Genomic DNA, 15,526 nt, shown 5'->3' with positions numbered 1-15,526 from the left:
TCGACGACAAAAACCTTGTCAATCAACGATGCAACATGACACTGCTCGATGTCAAGGTTTTCCGACAACGAACATTGTCATATCGACGCGCTCAGACCTTGCGGAACCACTTCTTGTTCTGGACGGAGTCGACGCGGGGGCGGACGTCGACCAGGTAGACCAGCACCGCGACGATCCCGATGATGCCGAAGATGCCGAGGAGTCCGAACAGCCAGAGGAACAGGGTCGCGACCACGAGGATGCTGACCCAGATCACCTTGCTCTGACGGTCGACGGCCGGGAACGCATCGGGACGTTGGATCGCGGCGTGGATGAGTGCGACCACCGCCGCCACACCGGCGATCACGGTGAGGATCAGCACGAAGAAGCTGCGGGAGTAGTCGAGTACGGAGACGAAGTTCACGCGCGCAGTCTATATCGGACATCGGCGGATGCCGGCGTCCGCGATGACCGGACACGACGATGCCCCCGCAACTCGTGGAGTCGCGGGGGCACGGGGTCGAGCGGGTGCGAGGGTCTTACTTCGCAGCCTTCTTGGCCGGAGCCTTCTTGGCCGGGGTGGCCTTCTTGGCCGGAGCCTTCTTCGCGGGCGCCTTCTTGGCCGGCGCCTTCTTCGCGGTGACCGGCTCGTTCTTCAGCTCCTCGAGCTTCTTGGCCGGCGAGTCCTTGGCGCCACGGCCCTTGGCCTCGACGGTGCCTGCGGCGCCGGCGACCTTGCCCGAGGCGAGGTTCGCGAGCTTGGCGGCACGCTCACCGACGGCCTTGGTCTGCGACGAGATGGTGCCCAGCGCGTCCTCGGTCAGGTCGATCGCGTCGTTGTAGGCCTTCTCGGCCTTCGACACGTTCTCCTGGAACTCAGGCTGCTGACGCAGGCGCTCGACGGTCTCCTCGCCGCGCTCGGCGAGCGAGTTGTAGATGCCGGTGGCGACCTCGATGTAGGCCTCGGCGACCTTGCGCAGCTCCTCCTGGGTGAAGCGGGTACGCAGCTCGTCGATGCCGGCCGGGACGTCCTCGGGCAGCGAGTTCAGGCGCTCACGGGTCTCTTCGATGCGGGTCTGCGCGGTCTCGGCAGCCGCCTCGGTGCGCTCACGGAGCTGGCTGAGGACCTCGTTGACCTGCTGCAGGGCGAGGTCGCCCGCGCCGACGGCGGCGAAGATCGGGGTGGTGATCTTACGATCTGACTTGCTCATGCTGTCTCCTCATTTGACTGATCTGGTGATGTCGGCGCGGTGGTCGCGACCGATGATTCTCGAATAACCATGTGCTGCTAGGACTTCGCGGAGTCCGAGCTGTTCTCTCTGCAGAACGACTCGTAGATCTCCAGCAGCATCTGCTTCTGTCGCTCACTGATCGCCGAATCGACGAGCAGCGCGTCGCGCACAGGGCTGGCTGGGCGTTCTTCGAGAATGCCGGCGCGCACATAGAGCACTTCGGCCGACACGCGCAGACCCTTGGCGATCTGCGCCAGCACATCGGCGGAGGGCTTGCGCAGCCCTCGTTCGATCTGACTGAGATACGGGTTGCTCACGCCTGCGCGCTCCGCCAACTGGCGGAGCGACACCTCCGCGGCGACCCGCTGAGACCGGATGAATCCACCGATGTCCAGTGCGGCACTGGCAACGCCTGCGACCGCTCGACTGGCTGCGTCCTCGAGGTCGGCGTCATCTGACGCGTTCTCCGAGGGATCAACCGCCTCTGGCTTCATCGGTGACCTCCTCTGGTTCCGATCGCCAGTATTCGCATGAGTGCTAGCAAATGCAAGCACTCAGCTAATTTTCCCCCTGATTAGTGGTCGACGCCACATTTCAGGAGAACAGCAGCACCGACACCGTGTAGATCGCGAGGCCCGCGAGCGAGCCCACGACCGTGCCGTTGATACGGATGAACTGCAGATCGCGACCGACCTGGAGCTCGATCTTGCGGCTGGTGTCCTCGGCGTCCCACCCGCGAACGGTCTCGGTGATCACCGAAACGATCTCGGTCGCATAGTTGTTCGCGACGTGGCGGGCGACTCGGACGGTCCACATGTTCATCTTGGCCTGCAGCGGCTCGTCGTTGCTGACGCGTGTCGCGACCTTGATGACGGCCTCGGCGAGGTTGGATCGCAGGGTGCTGTCGGGGTCGTCGAGGGCCTGGCCCAGCACCGCTTTCGCCGAACGCCACGCCGTCGATGCCGCGCCCGCGACCTCGTCGCGTCCGATGAACTCCTCCTTGATCTGCTCGAGCCGGGCGATGGTCTCCGGGTCGTGCTGCAGGTCCTGGGCGAACTGTTCGAGGAACTCGTTCATCGCCCGACGGATGTCGTGGTCGGGATCGGTGCGCACCTTGTCGGTGTAGTCGACGAGTTCGCGGTGGATCCTCTCGCCCACCACGGCATTGAGGAACTTCGGCGCCCACGTGGGCCCGTCCTTGTCGATGACCTTGTCGATCAGGCCCTGGCTGCCCAGCGCCCAGTCGTGCGCGCGGTCGCACAGCATCTGGATGACCGGCGCGAGCCGGTTCTCCTCGATGAGCGACTCCAGCACCCGGCCGGCAGGCGGGCCCCACTGCGGCTCGGCCATCCAGCGCATGCCGGCGACGATGAACTGCTCGATGTCGTCGTCCTGCAGCATCTCCCCGGCGAGTCCGATGGCGCGGGACGCCTCCGCGCTGACCCGGGGCGAGTTCTTCGGATCGGCCAGCCACCGCGAGACGCGCTGCGGCAGCTCCAGCTTCGAGACCTGTCCCTCGATCACCGACGGGGTCATGAAGTTCTGTTCGACGAAATCGCCGAGCTGCTCCCCGATCTGATCCTTCTTGCGACGGATGAGAGCGGTGTGCGGGATCGGCAGTCCGAGGGGTTGGCGGAACAGGGCGGTGACGGCGAACCAGTCGGCGAGAGCGCCGACCATACCCGCCTCGGATGCCGCCCGGACGTAGGCCACCCAGCCCGCGGTGTCGTCACCGCCGCGGTCCTCGAGCCACCGGGTGAACAGGTAGACGCACGCGGCGAACACCAGCAGCCCGGTCGCCACGATCTTCATCTTGCGCAACGAACGGCGGCGTTCGTCGTCGGCGGCGGTGCCGCCGCTGAGGCCGCCGAGCGAGCTCGACGACGGGGGCGACACGGCGGTGTCGCGCTCCTGGACGGGGGTCGTATTCACTCGTCCAGTCTTACCCGAATCCGCCCCATCCGTAGTCACCGCGGCAGCAACGTCGTCGACCATCGTGACCAGCGATACTGTTGTGTCATGCCAGCCCGCCACACCACAGCCGCTGCCGCTCGCGCTGCCGTGGCCGCGGCCGCGCACGCGACGAAGGGGCTGGAGGCGGCACTGCGCGCCACGGCCCCCGCCGAGGCGAACGGCACCAAGACCGACGGTCGAAAGCAGCGGTGGCAGCAGCACAAGGAGGAGCGGCGCACCGAGTTGGTCGACGGGACCCTCGAGGCGGTGCGGGTGCTCGGGGCCGATGTGGGGATGGACGAGATCGCCGCCCACATCGGGGTGTCGAAGACCGTCCTCTACCGGTACTTCACCGACAAGAACGACCTGAACACCGCCGCGATGGTTCGGTTCATCGAGATCACGCTGCTGCCACGACTCACCGAGACCCTCGTGGAGGACGTCGACGAGTTCACGATGACCCGCGGGGTCATCTCGGTCTATGTGCAGACGATCTCCGACGAGCCGGAGATCTACGCGTTCGTCACCAGTTCGAACTACGCCAGCCCGAAGGTCCTCGCCGATTCCGAGAAGCTCATCGCCCAGGTGGTGGCCTACGCGATGACCGATCGGTTGTCCGACCGCGACCTCGACACCAGCGGGTTCGAGACCTGGGCGTACGCCCTCGTCGGCGGGGTGCAGTTGGCAACCCACTGGTGGATGGTGGAGCGACGCCTGTCCCAGGAGGCGCTCATCAACCACCTCACGATGCTGGTGTGGACCTCGTTCGTGGGCATCACCGAGGTCGGCGGGTCCGCGGAGCTGTTCATCGCGCAGGAACACCCGCTCCCGCACTTTCCCTCCGACGCGGCACCCGAACGATCGGCCGATGGCTAGTCTCCTTGCATGAGCGATGCCGATGAGTCCGGCCACGACGACGACGATGCGGGGAGTTACTCCGGCCCCGCCACGGTGACCGTCACGGGGCGTCGGCCGGTCGAGGTCTCCGTGCAGCTGGTCGGTCACTTCGACCCCATCGGCGGGAAGTTCGTGTGGCAGGGCCGTATTCGCGGGTTGACCGCGGCGTCCGACCCGAACGATCCACCGGTGACCGACGGCACCGAGGTCCACATCGCGACCCCTCGCGGTGCCGGCGACGGACTGCTCGCCGCACAGGACGCCTTCGGCGGCCATGTCGTGACCGGGGTGGGCGCTCCCCCGTTCGCGCAGCTGCCCGACGACGTGGACCGGTGACCGACCACCGGGTTGCCCTGGTGACCGGCGGCAGCCGCGGCGTGGGCCGCGGTGTCGCCACCGCACTGGGCGCAGCCGGGTGGACGGTCTACCTCACCGGCCGCGGCGGAACCGACGCCGACGAGCCCCTCGGCCGGGTCGCGGCCGACATCCGGGACGCGGGCGGGCGCGCACACGCGGTGACCTGCGATCACATCGACGACGATCAGGTGGCCGAGGTCTTCACCCGGATCCGCTCCGACGAATCACGGTTGGATCTGCTCGTCAACAACGTCTGGGCCGCGCCGCGGGGGTTCGGCGGATTCAGCGACACCTTCTGGCAACGGCCGATCTCGGACTGGGACACCCTGATCGAGGTGGGTCTGCGGGCGCACTACGTCGCGTCGGTGCACGCCGCGCAGATCATGGTGCCGCAGGGCTCGGGGTTGCTGGTGAACATCTCGTCGTTCGGGTCGCGCGGCCACCTGCACTCGGTGCTCTACGGGATGAGCAAGACCGCGCTGGACAAGATGGCGTTCGACATGGGCCACGAGCTCGAGGGCACCGGGGTGTCGGCGATCAGCCTGTGGCTCGGCCTCATCCGCACCGAACTGCTCATGTCCCTGGGCGTCGACGAGTTCGCCGGGTTCTCGCTCGAACGCGCGGAGGACCCGACGTTCGTCGGACGCGTGATCGACGCGCTGGCCACCGATCCCGACCTGGCGACACACAACGGCGCCACCCTCGTCAGCGCGGAGTTGGGCGCCGGCTACGGCCTCACCAACGACAACGGCAGCCGGCCGGACTCGCATCGCGAGGCATTCGGCGGTGGCGGGATGTTCGGACCGGTACGTTGACTCGATGGCCTCATCGACAGACGCCGATCCGCCGGCAGCCCCCACGACCACTCTGCGCGCGTCCTCGATAGGCCCTCTGGCCGACATCGACCCCCGCGACACACCGGGTTTCAAGGGTTACAAGTCGGACGGCAAGGCGTTGCTCAAGGAGCGCGGCGAGGTTCTCGCGGCCCTGCAGGAGCGGTTGTACGCCCACGGGCGCAGCGGCGACCGACGCTCGATCCTGCTGGTGCTGCAGGGCATGGACACGTCCGGAAAGGGTGGCATCGTCCGGCACGTCGTGGGCATGGTCGACCCGCAGGGCGTCTCACACGCGACGTTCGGCAAGCCCACCGAGGAAGAACTCGCCCACGATTTCCTGTGGCGCATACGCAAGAAGTTGCCGCTGCCCGGTCAGATCGGCGTGTTCGACCGGTCGCACTACGAGGACGTCCTGGCGGTGCGAGTCCACGAACTGGTGCCCGAGTCACAGTGGCAGGCACGGTACGAGGTCATCAACGATTTCGAGCGCGAGCTCGTGGCGGAGGGGACCACCGTCATCAAGGCGATGCTGCACATCTCGCCGGGCGAGCAACGCAAGCGGCTGACGAAACGACTCAACCGCCCGGACAAGTACTGGAAGTACAACCCCTCCGACATCGACGAGCGCGGGTTCTGGTCGGCGTACCAGGAGGCCTACCAGGTCGTCCTCGACCGCACCGACAACGACGACGCACCCTGGTACGTCATCCCCGCGGACCGTAAGTGGTTCGCGCGGTTGTCCATCACGGAACTGCTGATCGACGCGCTGGAGGCCATGGACCTCGAGTGGCCGGACCCCGATTTCGATGTCGAACACGAGAAGAAGCGCCTCGCCAAGAGCTGACGCGGAATGGTCAGCAGACTTTCCCGGTGAGCGGGAAACTCTGCTGACGATCCGACGACACCGCGGGTCAGCGGGTAACAGGCGAGCCCGATGAGGACCGCCGAGAGGTGCCCGAGGTTGGTGACACCGACATCGAGGATCAGCGGTGTCGCACAACAGGTCACGATGACCGCGATGTAGACCGTCCGCCACCGCCCGGTGAAGCGGTAGGCGAGCACGCCCATGATGGCGAACATGAAGTAGCTGACGCCGACGTCACGCATCGACATCTCCGACGAACCGGCCGACCCGGCGTAGATCGCCAGCCAGAGCGCACCCTGGCTGATGTAGGTGGCCAGCACATGGCCGGCCACCCCGACCATCAGCCAACGGCGCGCCCCCAGCCAGCGCTCGGTCGGAACGAGCAGGACGCCGAAGAACACCGCGTACGGGAGCCAGTAGGCGCCGTCGAGCCAGACGAGGCTCGACGCCAGCACCGACAGCGGCTCACGCGACAGGTGCACCAGGTCGGTCGACGACTCGGCCAACCACCTCGACACCGTCGTCGCCGACACCGTGTGCTGCACGATCGTGGTGATCAGCAGGACCAGCAACCACGCGGTGGTCAGCGGTGCGTGGGCGAAGTGCTTCCACACCGATCTGCCCAGGTCCATGCAGTCGACACTGCCGGGCCCGACTGCGGATCGGCTCCCTCCCGGCTGGGAGGTCGCTGAGCGTCTGCGGCTACTTCTTCGCGTACTCGTAGAAGCCGTGTCCCGACTTCTTGCCGAGACGACCGGCCTCGACCAGGCGCAGCAGCAGCGGCGGCGGTGCGTACAGCGGCTCCTTGTACTCGTCGAACATCTTGTCGGCGATCGACTTCACGGTGTCGAGGCCGACGAGGTCGGTGAGCTTGAGCGGACCCATCGGGTGCGCACACCCGAGGACCATGCCCTTGTCGACGTCCTCTGCGGTGGCGAAACCGCTCTCCACCATGCGGATCGCCGACAGCAGGTACGGAACCAGGAGAGCGTTGACGATGAAGCCCGAGCGGTCGGCCGAGCGCACGACCTGCTTGCCCAGGATCTCCCCGGCGAACTGCTCGGCGCGCGCCGACACCGCGTCCGACGTCGCGAGGCTGGTGATCAGCTCGACCAGCGGCAGCACCGGAACGGGGTTGAAGAAGTGCATGCCGATGACGCGTTCGGGGTTGGCGGTGGCCACACCGAGTCGCGTGATCGGGATCGAGGAGGTGTTCGACGCGAGCACGGCGTCGGGGTCGGTGACGACCTTGTCGAGCTCGGCGAAGACCTTCGTCTTGATCGTCTCGTCCTCGATGATGGCCTCACACACGATCTGACGATCGGCGAAGTCGGCGAGGTCGGAGGTGAAACGCAGGTTGTCGGTGGCCTGTTCGCGTTCGCGCTCGGTCAACTTGCCGCTGCTCACGCCGCGGTCGAGCGACTTGAGGATCCGGTCACGACCGGCGGCGACCAGTTCGGGGGTGTTCTCGTACACCAGGACGTCGGCGTGGGCACGTGCACACACCTCGGCAATGCCTGCGCCCATCTGACCGGCGCCGATGACACCGACCCGCGAAATCTTCTCGTTTGCCATGTACTTCAGGCTCCTCGACTCGAAAGCTGTTCGTGCTGTTGAACAAGTATGTGAATACAGGTCCGGGGTGGGCACGACAGTCGTCGCGCCCACCCCGGTCCGGTCATGCTGGGAGAGTCACTTCCTAGTGGAACTGGCCTTCCTCGGTGGAGCCCTTCAGTGCTGCGGTCGACGTGTTGGGGTCGACGGTGGTGGCGATGCGGTCGAAGTAACCGGCGCCGACCTCACGCTGGTGCTTGACGGCGGTGAAGCCACGCTCCTCGGCGGCCTTGAACTCGCGGTTCTGCAGGTCGACGAACGCGGTCATGCCGTTGCGGGCGTAGCCGTGGGCCAGATCGAACATGCCGTAGTTGAGCGAGTGGAAACCGGCCAGCGTGATGAACTGGAACGTGAAGCCCATGGCGCCGAGTTCCTTCTGGAACTTCGCGATGGTCTCGTCGTCCAGGTGCTGCGACCAGTTGAACGACGGGCTGCAGTTGTAGGCCAGCAGCTGGTCGGGGAAGTCGGCCTTGACCGCCTCGGAGAACTTGCGGGCCAGCTGGAGATCGGGGGTGCCGGTCTCCATCCAGATCAGGTCGGCGTACGGCGCGTAGGACTTCGCACGCGCGATGCAGGGCTCGATGCCGTTCTTGACGTTGTAGTAACCCTCGGCGGTGCGCTCGCCGGTGACGAACTGCTTGTCGCGGTCGTCGACGTCGGAGGTGATGAGCGTGGCGGCCTCGGCGTCGGTGCGGGCGATGACCACGGTGGGCACGTTCGCGACGTCGGCGGCCAGACGAGCCGAGTTCAGGGTGCGGATGTGCTGCTGGGTGGGGATGAGCACCTTGCCACCGAGGTGGCCACACTTCTTCTCCGACGCCAGCTGGTCCTCCCAGTGGGTGCCGGCGGCACCGGCGGCGATGAGCGCCTTCTGCAGCTCGTAGACGTTGAGTGCGCCACCGAAGCCGGCCTCACCGTCGGCGACGATCGGGACGAGCCAGTTGTCGACGGACTTGTCACCCTCGACAGCGGCGACCTCGTCGGCGCGCAGCAGCGCGTTGTTGATGCGACGGACCACGGTCGGGACCGAGTTCGCCGGGTACAGCGACTGGTCGGGGTAGGTGTGACCGGACAGGTTCGCATCACCGGCGACCTGCCAACCGGAGAGGTACACGGCCTTCAGACCGGCGCGGACCTGCTGCACGGCCTGGTTTCCGGTGAGCGCACCGAGCGAGTTGAGGTAGCTGCCGTCACCCTTGGTGACGCCGTCCCACAGGATCTCCGCGCCGCGGCGGGCGAGGGTGTGCTCCTCGACGACGGTGCCCTGGAGCTCCGACACCTGCTCGGCGGTGTAGTCACGCTGGACACCCTTCCAGCGGGGGTTGGTGTCCCAGTCCTGCTGGATCTCGGCGGGGGTCTTCGGCTTTCCGACAGTGCTCATGTTCGCCACTTCGCTTTCGTTGTTCCGTCGTGCGATTTGCGGACCACCTCATGGAGTGCGAATCATCTTCGCAACTGTGCTGCCCGATGGGCGGTGCCTGCAACGAGAGTGCCACAGAACAAACGTGCTGGTCCACACCTCGCAAGTGCCAATTCAGGCCAGCATTTGCACGGTTTTTGCGAAGTTTGCAAAGTTGGGTCTGCGAAGCCCCGTGCCGAGCAGTGCGAAAAAGTACGCCCGTACTGCGTTTTTACACGGGCGGCGTGCAAGGCCCGACGCGAGCATTCGGCGCGCCACACGACGAGTCCTGGCCGAGAGGACCCGCCGCACAGTGACGACAATCACATCTCAGGTCCGACAACCCGGACCCCGACGTCGGCACCGCGACACACCGAACCCGTCGTAGCCTGAGACGGTGAGCAAGACCTACGTGGGATCGCGGCTGCGGCAACTGCGGTCCGAGCGCGGTCTCTCGCAGGTCTCATTGGCCCAGACGCTGTCGATCTCGCCGTCGTACCTCAACCAGCTCGAGCACGATGCCCGCCCGCTGACCGACCCGGTGCTGCTCAAGCTCAGCGAGGTCTTCGGCGTCGACGAGGTGTTCTTCAGCTCGCAGGACAACGTGCGACTGGTCGCCGAGATGAACGAGGTGCTCCAGGACCCCGACGTCGGCGGCGGCACCGAATCGGCCGAGGTCGCCGACATGGTCCGCGCCCACCCCGAGCTCGCCCGCGCCATGGTCAACCTGCACCGGCGCTACCGAATCGCCACCGACCAGCTCGCGGCCGCGACCGACGACCGCGTCGACGGCAGCATGCGTGGCGCGATCACCGCACCCCACGAAGAGGTCCGCGACTACTTCTATCAGCGGCACAACTACCTGCACGACCTCGACACCGCCGCCGAGGAACTGACCAACCGGATGCGGATGCACTCGGGCGACGTACGCCGCGAGATCCACAACCGACTCGAGACGGTGCACGGGGTGTCAGTGGTGCGCCGCGTCGACATGGGCGACACCGTCCTGCACCGGTTCGACCCGACCGCACGCCGGCTCGAGATCTCGCGTCACCTCTCCGGTGGCCAGCGGACCTTCAAGCTCGCAGCCGAACTCGCCTACCTCGAGTACGGCGACCTGCTGAACTCGTTGGCCGACGAGGGCAACTTCACCAACGACGAGGCGCGCAGTCTCGCGATGCTGGGCCTGGCCAACTACTTCGCCGCGGCCACCGTGTTGCCCTACGCCCAGTTCCACGGTGCCGCCGAGGATTTCCGCTACGACATCGAGCGCCTCTCGGCGTTCTACCAGGTGTCCTACGAGACCGTCTGCCACCGGCTGTCGACGCTGCAACGCCCGAACCTGCGCGGTGTGCCGTTCTCGTTCGTCCGGGTCGACCGCGCCGGCAACATGTCGAAGCGCCAGTCCGCCACCGGATTCCACTTCTCGTCGAGCGGCGGCACCTGCCCGCTGTGGAACGTCTACGAGACCTTCGCCTCGCCAGGCAAGATCCTCACGCAGATCGCTCAGATGCCCGACGGGCGCACCTACCTGTGGGTCGCGCGGACGGTGGAGCGTCGCGCGGCCCGCTACGGCCAGCCGGGCAAGACCTTCGCCATCGGTCTCGGATGCGAGCTGCGCCACGCCGGGCGCCTGGTCTACGCAGACGGCCTGGAGATCGGTCCGCAGGCGCAGGTGACACCGATCGGTGCCGGCTGCCGAGTCTGCGAGCGGGTCAACTGCGCCCAGCGCGCGTTCCCCGCTCTCGGAGCGACGCTGCAGATCGATGAGCACCGCAGCACCATCTCGCCGTACCTGATCGAGTGACTCGGCTACCGTCGAGCCCGTGACCGAACCTCGCATCACCCCTGGCACCCTGCGGCAACTCGGACCCGTCAACTGGGCGTTCTGCCGAATCGCCTCGCGCACCCTGGGTCTGCCCGACATGCACATCTTCTCCACCCTCGGCCGCACCGGCGGGTTGTTCCGCGGGTGGTTGTACTACTCGGCCCGGCTCATGCCGTTCGGGACGCTGTCGCGCCGCGACACCGAGATGGTCATCCTGCGGACCGCACACCTGCGTGACTCCGCCTACGAGATGGACCACCACATCCGTCTCGGCCGTCGCGCCGGGGTCGACGCCGCGATGGTCGAACGCATCGTCGCCGGCCCCGACGCCGGGTGGTCCCCTCGGGACACGGCGATCCTGCGCGCGGTCGACGAGCTCGTCACCGACCGCGACATCACCGACGGGACGTGGCAGACGATCACCGAGCACCTGTCCGAACGGCAGCAGATCGGGCTGGTCATGCTTGTCGGACAGTACGATTCGTTGGCCACCACGCTGGGGACCCTGCGTGTGCAGCGGGACCGATGACCGCGCCCACCGACCGGATCCGGGCCCTGCTGACCGTTCCCGTCCGCGACGACTCCGCTGGGTACCTCGACGTCCTCGATCCGCCGGAGGCCGCAGCGTCGCTCAGTCTCCGGGTCATGCAGAACCCACTGTTCGCCGAGGTCTACGAGCGCGCGTGGCGCCCTGTGTTCACCCGCCTGTTCAGTCTGGGCGGCGCATCGACGGTCGTGCACGATCGCACCCTGACCACCCACCTCAGCCGCTCCGGTGACCGCAAGGTCCTCGACGTCGCCTGCGGTCCCGGCAACTACACGCGCCGCTTCGCCGCCGGATTGACCGGCGACGGACTCAGTGTCGGGGTGGACTTCTCCGCACCGATGCTCGGTCGGGCGGTGCGCGACAACAGCGGGGAGCGCACCGGATACGTGCGCGGGGATGCGCACGCACTGCCGTTCGCCGACAACACCTTCGACACCGTCGCGTGTCTGGCCGCGCTCTACCTGATCACCGATCCGTTCGCGGTCGTCGACGAGTTGGCCCGTGTCGTCGCCCCCGGCGGCGAGGTCGCGGTCTTCACCACCGTCCGCACCCGCATCACGGCGGCGCCCGGACTCGGTGTCCTCAACCGGGTCAGCGGTTTCCGGATCTTCGGCCGACACGAGATCACCGACCGACTCGCCGCGGCCGGCCTGGTCGACATCGAGCAGACCATCACCGGTCAGGGCCAGTTCGTCACCGCCCGGAAATCACCTGCCCCGACGTCTCGGTAACGACGCGACGGATCGGTCACGTGGGTTAGCCTGTGGGTTCATGCCGGGGGGCATGTCCACAGAGCATCCGGGGGGAAGCTGCCATGATCACGCGTGAACGCACGTCGAGCGAGCCATCGATGACCGACGCACTGCACCAGACATTCCGGGCATATCTGCGCGATCCGAAGTCCGCGGCCGACCTCAGGCCGTTGGCCCATCACCTCGTCGACCGCGCGGCGGCCACCATCCCCTCACATCGTGTTCCCACGCCGGATGCGTCCGCACACGTCGTCGACGCGCTCGTCGAGACGTCGATGCGGGCCGCGATGGCCACCGTGCCCGATGCCATGGGGCCGTCGGGGTACCTGCGCACCGGACCCGAACCCCTTGTCCGACTCGGCGAGACGGTCGCCGAGTGGGCTCAGGACGGGGTGGACCTCGTGTCAGTGTTGGCGCTGCTGGACCGTGGTTTCGACATCGTCTTCACAGCGTTGGCCGACCGCGCTGCCAGCACCGGCAGGTTCACCACCGACATCAAACTCCTCGTCGACGTCCGCGCCGACGTCGCCACCCAGGCCGCCGGGGTGTTCGCCGTCACCGACACCCGCGCGGTCACCGCGTCGTCACGCCGGGCCTTCGGCGAGGCGCTGCTCGCCGGACGGATCGACATCGGCGGTGCGCGCCGAGTCGGCCTCGCGGTGGCCGACCGCTACCAGGTGATCGCCCTGGCCGTCGAGGAGCGGGTACTCGACGACGACGGACGCAGCGTCCCCGGCGCGTCGACCGTCGGGTCCCTGGACTCGGTGGTCCGCCGGATACTGGGGCATCAGGCGTTGTCGGTGCTGAGCGACGCCGGCGGAACCGTTGTACTGCCGGCTGACGGGCCGCACGGACTCGTCACCGCAGAGGCGGTGACCGCGTTGGGCCACGCCGTCGGCGCCGAGATCACCGCGACGCGGGTTGTGGGCACCGCCGAGTCCATCCCCGACATGGCCCTGCGTGCAGATGAACTGCTCGACCTCGCCCGGGCGATCGGCAGGCCACCGGGCGTGTACACCATGGACGACCTCGTCGTCGAGTACCAGATCACCCGTCCCGGACCCGCCCTCGACCGGCTTGCCGCCCTCATCCATCCCCTGGAAGATGCCAGTGCGGAGCTGCTCGAGACCCTGCGGGTGCACATGTCGTGCGGGATGAACCGCCGGGAGACCGCCCGCCGGCTGTCGGTCCATCCGAACACCGTCGACAACCGGATGACCCGGGTGGCCGCTGCACTGGGCCTCGACCTCAACCGCCCCAAGGCCATTGCGCAGACGCAGTCGGCGATCCTCGCCTTCGACACCGTGCGCCGACCCGGACGCCGTGGTCACCTGCCCTCACCCGCCTGATCGGCGACCCGCGATGTGAACGGACGATCCGGACAACTGCGGTCCCGGCGGACCGGTCCGTTTGTTCCCTCTGTTTACAATCGCTGGTGCCCATTTCGGTAGTGCTTCCCGCTTTCAACGAGGAAGCCGGCATCGTCGCCTGTCTCGAACGGCTGATCCGCCAGGGCGAGGCGGTCGCCGAGATCATCGTGGTGAACAACAACAGCACTGATTCGACCGCGGACCTGGTTGCCGATATCGCCCAGCGTGACAGTCGTGTTCGGATGATCGATGAGACGAAGGCGGGGGTCTCGTATGCCCGCTACGCCGGCTTCGACGAGGCGTCGCAGGACGTGATCGCGTGCATCGACTCCGACACCCAGGTCGCGGCCGGCTGGGCCGATGCGATCGAGCAGATCTTTGCCGATCACGCCGAGATCAGCGCGGGCGGGGCGCCCATGATCATGCACGATCTACCGTTCCAGAAACACTTCGAGCGCCGCTGGGACAGGGTCAAGCGCGTCGCGGCCACGCGACTGGCGGCCGGGCGGCCGATACCGCTGATCGCCCTGAGCGGTGCCAATTCCGCCATCCGCCGCTGCGCCTGGGAGACCATCCGGGACAGGGTGTCCTACCGGCGCGATGTCTTCGAGGATCTCGATCGGAGCCTGCATCTCAAGGCGGCCGGCTTCACCCTTGTCCTCATCCCCGGCATGGATGCCACCGTGTCCGGTCGGCGGTTGCTCACCGGTCCGCGCGAGTTCCTGAGGTACGTCGCGTGCGGCGCGCGGACCTATCGGCTGCACGGGAAGAACGGCATGGCCCTGCTGACCTGGATCACCGGCACCGTCAACCTCGTGCGAATGGCCGTACTGCTGCCCGCGAACCGCGCGTGGGATCCGCAGACCGGGCGGTTCTCCATCGAGCACCTGAGGTCGCACCGCGAGGTTCGCGAGTCCCCGATCAAGGCGGGACTCGACTGAGCCGTCGTCAGATCGAGCGGTAGTCGCGGATCGACATCCGCGCCCCGTGCCGCTCGGCCCGGGTACCGAACATCTCGGCCAGCCGGACCACCCGATAGCGCTGTCCGGCATACGGTTTCAGCAGTTCGAGCATGCCGGCGTCGTCGACCGGGCGGCCGATCAACGTCTGCCCGACGGTCCGGCAGACGTGATAGTCGCCGACCGGGACCACGTCGGGGTCGCCGAGAGCGCGACACCGTGTCTCCGACTCGGTCCACCGGCCGACACCGCGCAACATCGTCAGTCGGGTGTGGTGACGTTCGACGTCGAGCATGGTCGCGCCGCGGATCGTTCGCATCCGGACCGGCTCGGCGCCGCTGCGATGCCATTCCCAACTGGGGATGTCCTGCCAATCGCGCTGCGGTGGAGCCACTCTCATGTCCGGAGCACCCGGAGCCGGTGTGCCGTGGCGCATCAGCAGATGCCGCCAGGCCCGAAACGCCTCCCGGCCGACCACCTTCTGCTCCAGGATCGCCGGCACCAACGCCTCCCACACGCGGTCGGTCCGGCCGAGACGTACTCCCCCGGATCGCTTGATCAGCCCCGCGACCACCTCGTCCTGCGCAACGAGAGCGTCGGGATCGTCGTCCGCCCCGAGCAGACCAGGCAGGTGCTCGAGCATCCACGACGCACCCGGGCCCCAGCCGTGACCGGTGACCACTCCGTCGCGACGGGTGATGGCCAGCGTGCCCGGACCGTCCGGCGTGTGCGAGGTCTTCCATACCGAGCCGTCGGTACGGAACCGGAACGCCGGATCACCCGCGCCGCGACGGTGCAACGACAGCGTCCGTCGGATGTCGAGCGGCCAGGGTGGTGTCCAAGCCCTGGTCAGCTCGGCATCCACACTGTGCCTCTCCAACGGCAGGCCTCTCCAACGACAGGCCTCTCGAACGGTCCTACAGGTTGATCATGTGGCC

Annotated in this window: 16 protein-coding genes and 1 pseudogene; 9 read left to right on the top strand and 8 right to left on the bottom strand. The window is 67.3% G+C overall.

All coding sequences use genetic code 11. From position 1 onward, the window contains the following. Positions 1-91: 91 nt before the first annotated feature. The 4 genes from JHC79_RS05150 to JHC79_RS05135 all read right to left on the bottom strand — a co-directional run bounded on the left by JHC79_RS05150 (position 92) and on the right by JHC79_RS05135 (position 3,023). Positions 92-403 carry a DUF2516 family protein gene (locus JHC79_RS05150; protein ID WP_296388994.1) on the bottom strand — a complete coding sequence of 104 codons (312 nt, stop codon included), beginning with the start codon at positions 401-403 and terminating at the stop codon, positions 92-94. Positions 404-518: 115 nt separating this feature from the next. Next, positions 519-1,190: a heparin-binding hemagglutinin gene (locus JHC79_RS05145; RefSeq protein ID WP_296388993.1), complete on the bottom strand. Its 672-nt coding sequence runs from the start codon at positions 1,188-1,190 to the stop codon at positions 519-521. Positions 1,191-1,267: 77 nt separating this feature from the next. Further along, the gene (locus tag JHC79_RS05140) at positions 1,268-1,705 is read right to left on the bottom strand and encodes a helix-turn-helix transcriptional regulator (RefSeq protein WP_296388991.1); all 438 of its coding nucleotides are present in this window, start codon (positions 1,703-1,705) and stop codon (positions 1,268-1,270) included. Positions 1,706-1,805: 100 nt separating this feature from the next. Further along, on the bottom strand, positions 1,806-3,023 hold the full coding sequence (locus JHC79_RS05135) for a DUF445 family protein (protein WP_296389077.1): 1,218 nt from the start codon (positions 3,021-3,023) through the stop codon (positions 1,806-1,808). 207 nt (positions 3,024-3,230) lie between these two features. On the opposite strand from JHC79_RS05135, the gene JHC79_RS05130 reads away from it, so the two are divergent. Genes JHC79_RS05130 through JHC79_RS05115 form a run of 4 tightly spaced genes read left to right on the top strand, consistent with a single transcriptional unit; the run spans position 3,231 to position 6,098 of the window. Further along, entirely contained in the window at positions 3,231-4,040 is an 810-nt protein-coding gene (locus JHC79_RS05130; protein WP_296388989.1) for a TetR/AcrR family transcriptional regulator, read from the top strand. A gap of 9 nt (positions 4,041-4,049) precedes the next feature. Further along, positions 4,050-4,397 carry a DUF4873 domain-containing protein gene (locus JHC79_RS05125; RefSeq protein ID WP_296388987.1) on the top strand — a complete coding sequence of 116 codons (348 nt, stop codon included), beginning with the start codon at positions 4,050-4,052 and terminating at the stop codon, positions 4,395-4,397. Further along, positions 4,394-5,233 carry an SDR family NAD(P)-dependent oxidoreductase gene (locus JHC79_RS05120; protein WP_296388985.1) on the top strand — a complete coding sequence of 280 codons (840 nt, stop codon included), beginning with the start codon at positions 4,394-4,396 and terminating at the stop codon, positions 5,231-5,233. The genes JHC79_RS05125 and JHC79_RS05120 overlap by 4 nt, the downstream gene beginning before the upstream one ends. Before the next feature lie 4 nt (positions 5,234-5,237). After that, positions 5,238-6,098 (top strand): polyphosphate kinase 2 family protein, encoded by an 861-nt coding sequence (locus tag JHC79_RS05115; protein WP_296388983.1) that lies wholly within the window; start codon positions 5,238-5,240, stop codon positions 6,096-6,098. Positions 6,099-6,166: 68 nt separating this feature from the next. On the opposite strand, the pseudogene JHC79_RS23795 reads toward JHC79_RS05115, so the two are convergent. The 3 genes and pseudogenes from JHC79_RS23795 to aceA form a co-directional block, all read right to left on the bottom strand. Beyond that, positions 6,167-6,751: pseudogene (locus JHC79_RS23795) on the bottom strand (rhomboid-like protein); the annotation flags it as partial. A 70-nt stretch (positions 6,752-6,821) separates the two neighbouring features. Further along, positions 6,822-7,694 carry a 3-hydroxybutyryl-CoA dehydrogenase gene (locus JHC79_RS05110; protein WP_296388980.1) on the bottom strand — a complete coding sequence of 291 codons (873 nt, stop codon included), beginning with the start codon at positions 7,692-7,694 and terminating at the stop codon, positions 6,822-6,824. A gap of 124 nt (positions 7,695-7,818) precedes the next feature. After that, complete coding sequence (aceA, locus tag JHC79_RS05105) at positions 7,819-9,114, bottom strand: isocitrate lyase (RefSeq protein ID WP_296388979.1); 1,296 nt, start codon at positions 9,112-9,114, stop codon at positions 7,819-7,821. Between the two features lie 415 nt (positions 9,115-9,529). Here aceA and ramB point away from each other — a divergent pair, with 415 nt between their 5' ends. From ramB to JHC79_RS05080, 5 genes are all read left to right on the top strand, one after another. Further along, the gene (ramB, locus tag JHC79_RS05100; RefSeq protein ID WP_296388977.1) at positions 9,530-10,939 is read left to right on the top strand and encodes an acetate metabolism transcriptional regulator RamB; all 1,410 of its coding nucleotides are present in this window, start codon (positions 9,530-9,532) and stop codon (positions 10,937-10,939) included. 19 nt (positions 10,940-10,958) lie between these two features. Next, complete coding sequence (locus tag JHC79_RS05095; RefSeq protein WP_296388975.1) at positions 10,959-11,489, top strand: carboxymuconolactone decarboxylase family protein; 531 nt, start codon at positions 10,959-10,961, stop codon at positions 11,487-11,489. Positions 11,490-11,605: 116 nt separating this feature from the next. Next, positions 11,606-12,238 carry a class I SAM-dependent methyltransferase gene (locus JHC79_RS05090; RefSeq protein WP_296389075.1) on the top strand — a complete coding sequence of 211 codons (633 nt, stop codon included), beginning with the start codon at positions 11,606-11,608 and terminating at the stop codon, positions 12,236-12,238. 119 nt (positions 12,239-12,357) lie between these two features. Then, positions 12,358-13,608: a CdaR family transcriptional regulator gene (locus JHC79_RS05085; RefSeq protein WP_296388973.1), complete on the top strand. Its 1,251-nt coding sequence runs from the start codon at positions 12,358-12,360 to the stop codon at positions 13,606-13,608. 86 nt (positions 13,609-13,694) lie between these two features. Beyond that, positions 13,695-14,570: a glycosyltransferase family 2 protein gene (locus tag JHC79_RS05080; protein ID WP_296388972.1), complete on the top strand. Its 876-nt coding sequence runs from the start codon at positions 13,695-13,697 to the stop codon at positions 14,568-14,570. A gap of 7 nt (positions 14,571-14,577) precedes the next feature. Here JHC79_RS05080 and JHC79_RS05075 read toward each other — a convergent pair whose 3' ends face one another. Then, positions 14,578-15,453 carry a 3-methyladenine DNA glycosylase gene (locus JHC79_RS05075; RefSeq protein WP_296388971.1) on the bottom strand — a complete coding sequence of 292 codons (876 nt, stop codon included), beginning with the start codon at positions 15,451-15,453 and terminating at the stop codon, positions 14,578-14,580. Positions 15,454-15,526 lie beyond the last annotated feature (73 nt).

It is taken from the genome of Williamsia sp. (genome assembly GCF_016462415.1).
Classification (GTDB): Bacteria; Actinomycetota; Actinomycetes; order Mycobacteriales; family Mycobacteriaceae; genus Williamsia_A.
This window is presented reverse-complemented; position numbering and strand designations above follow the sequence as displayed.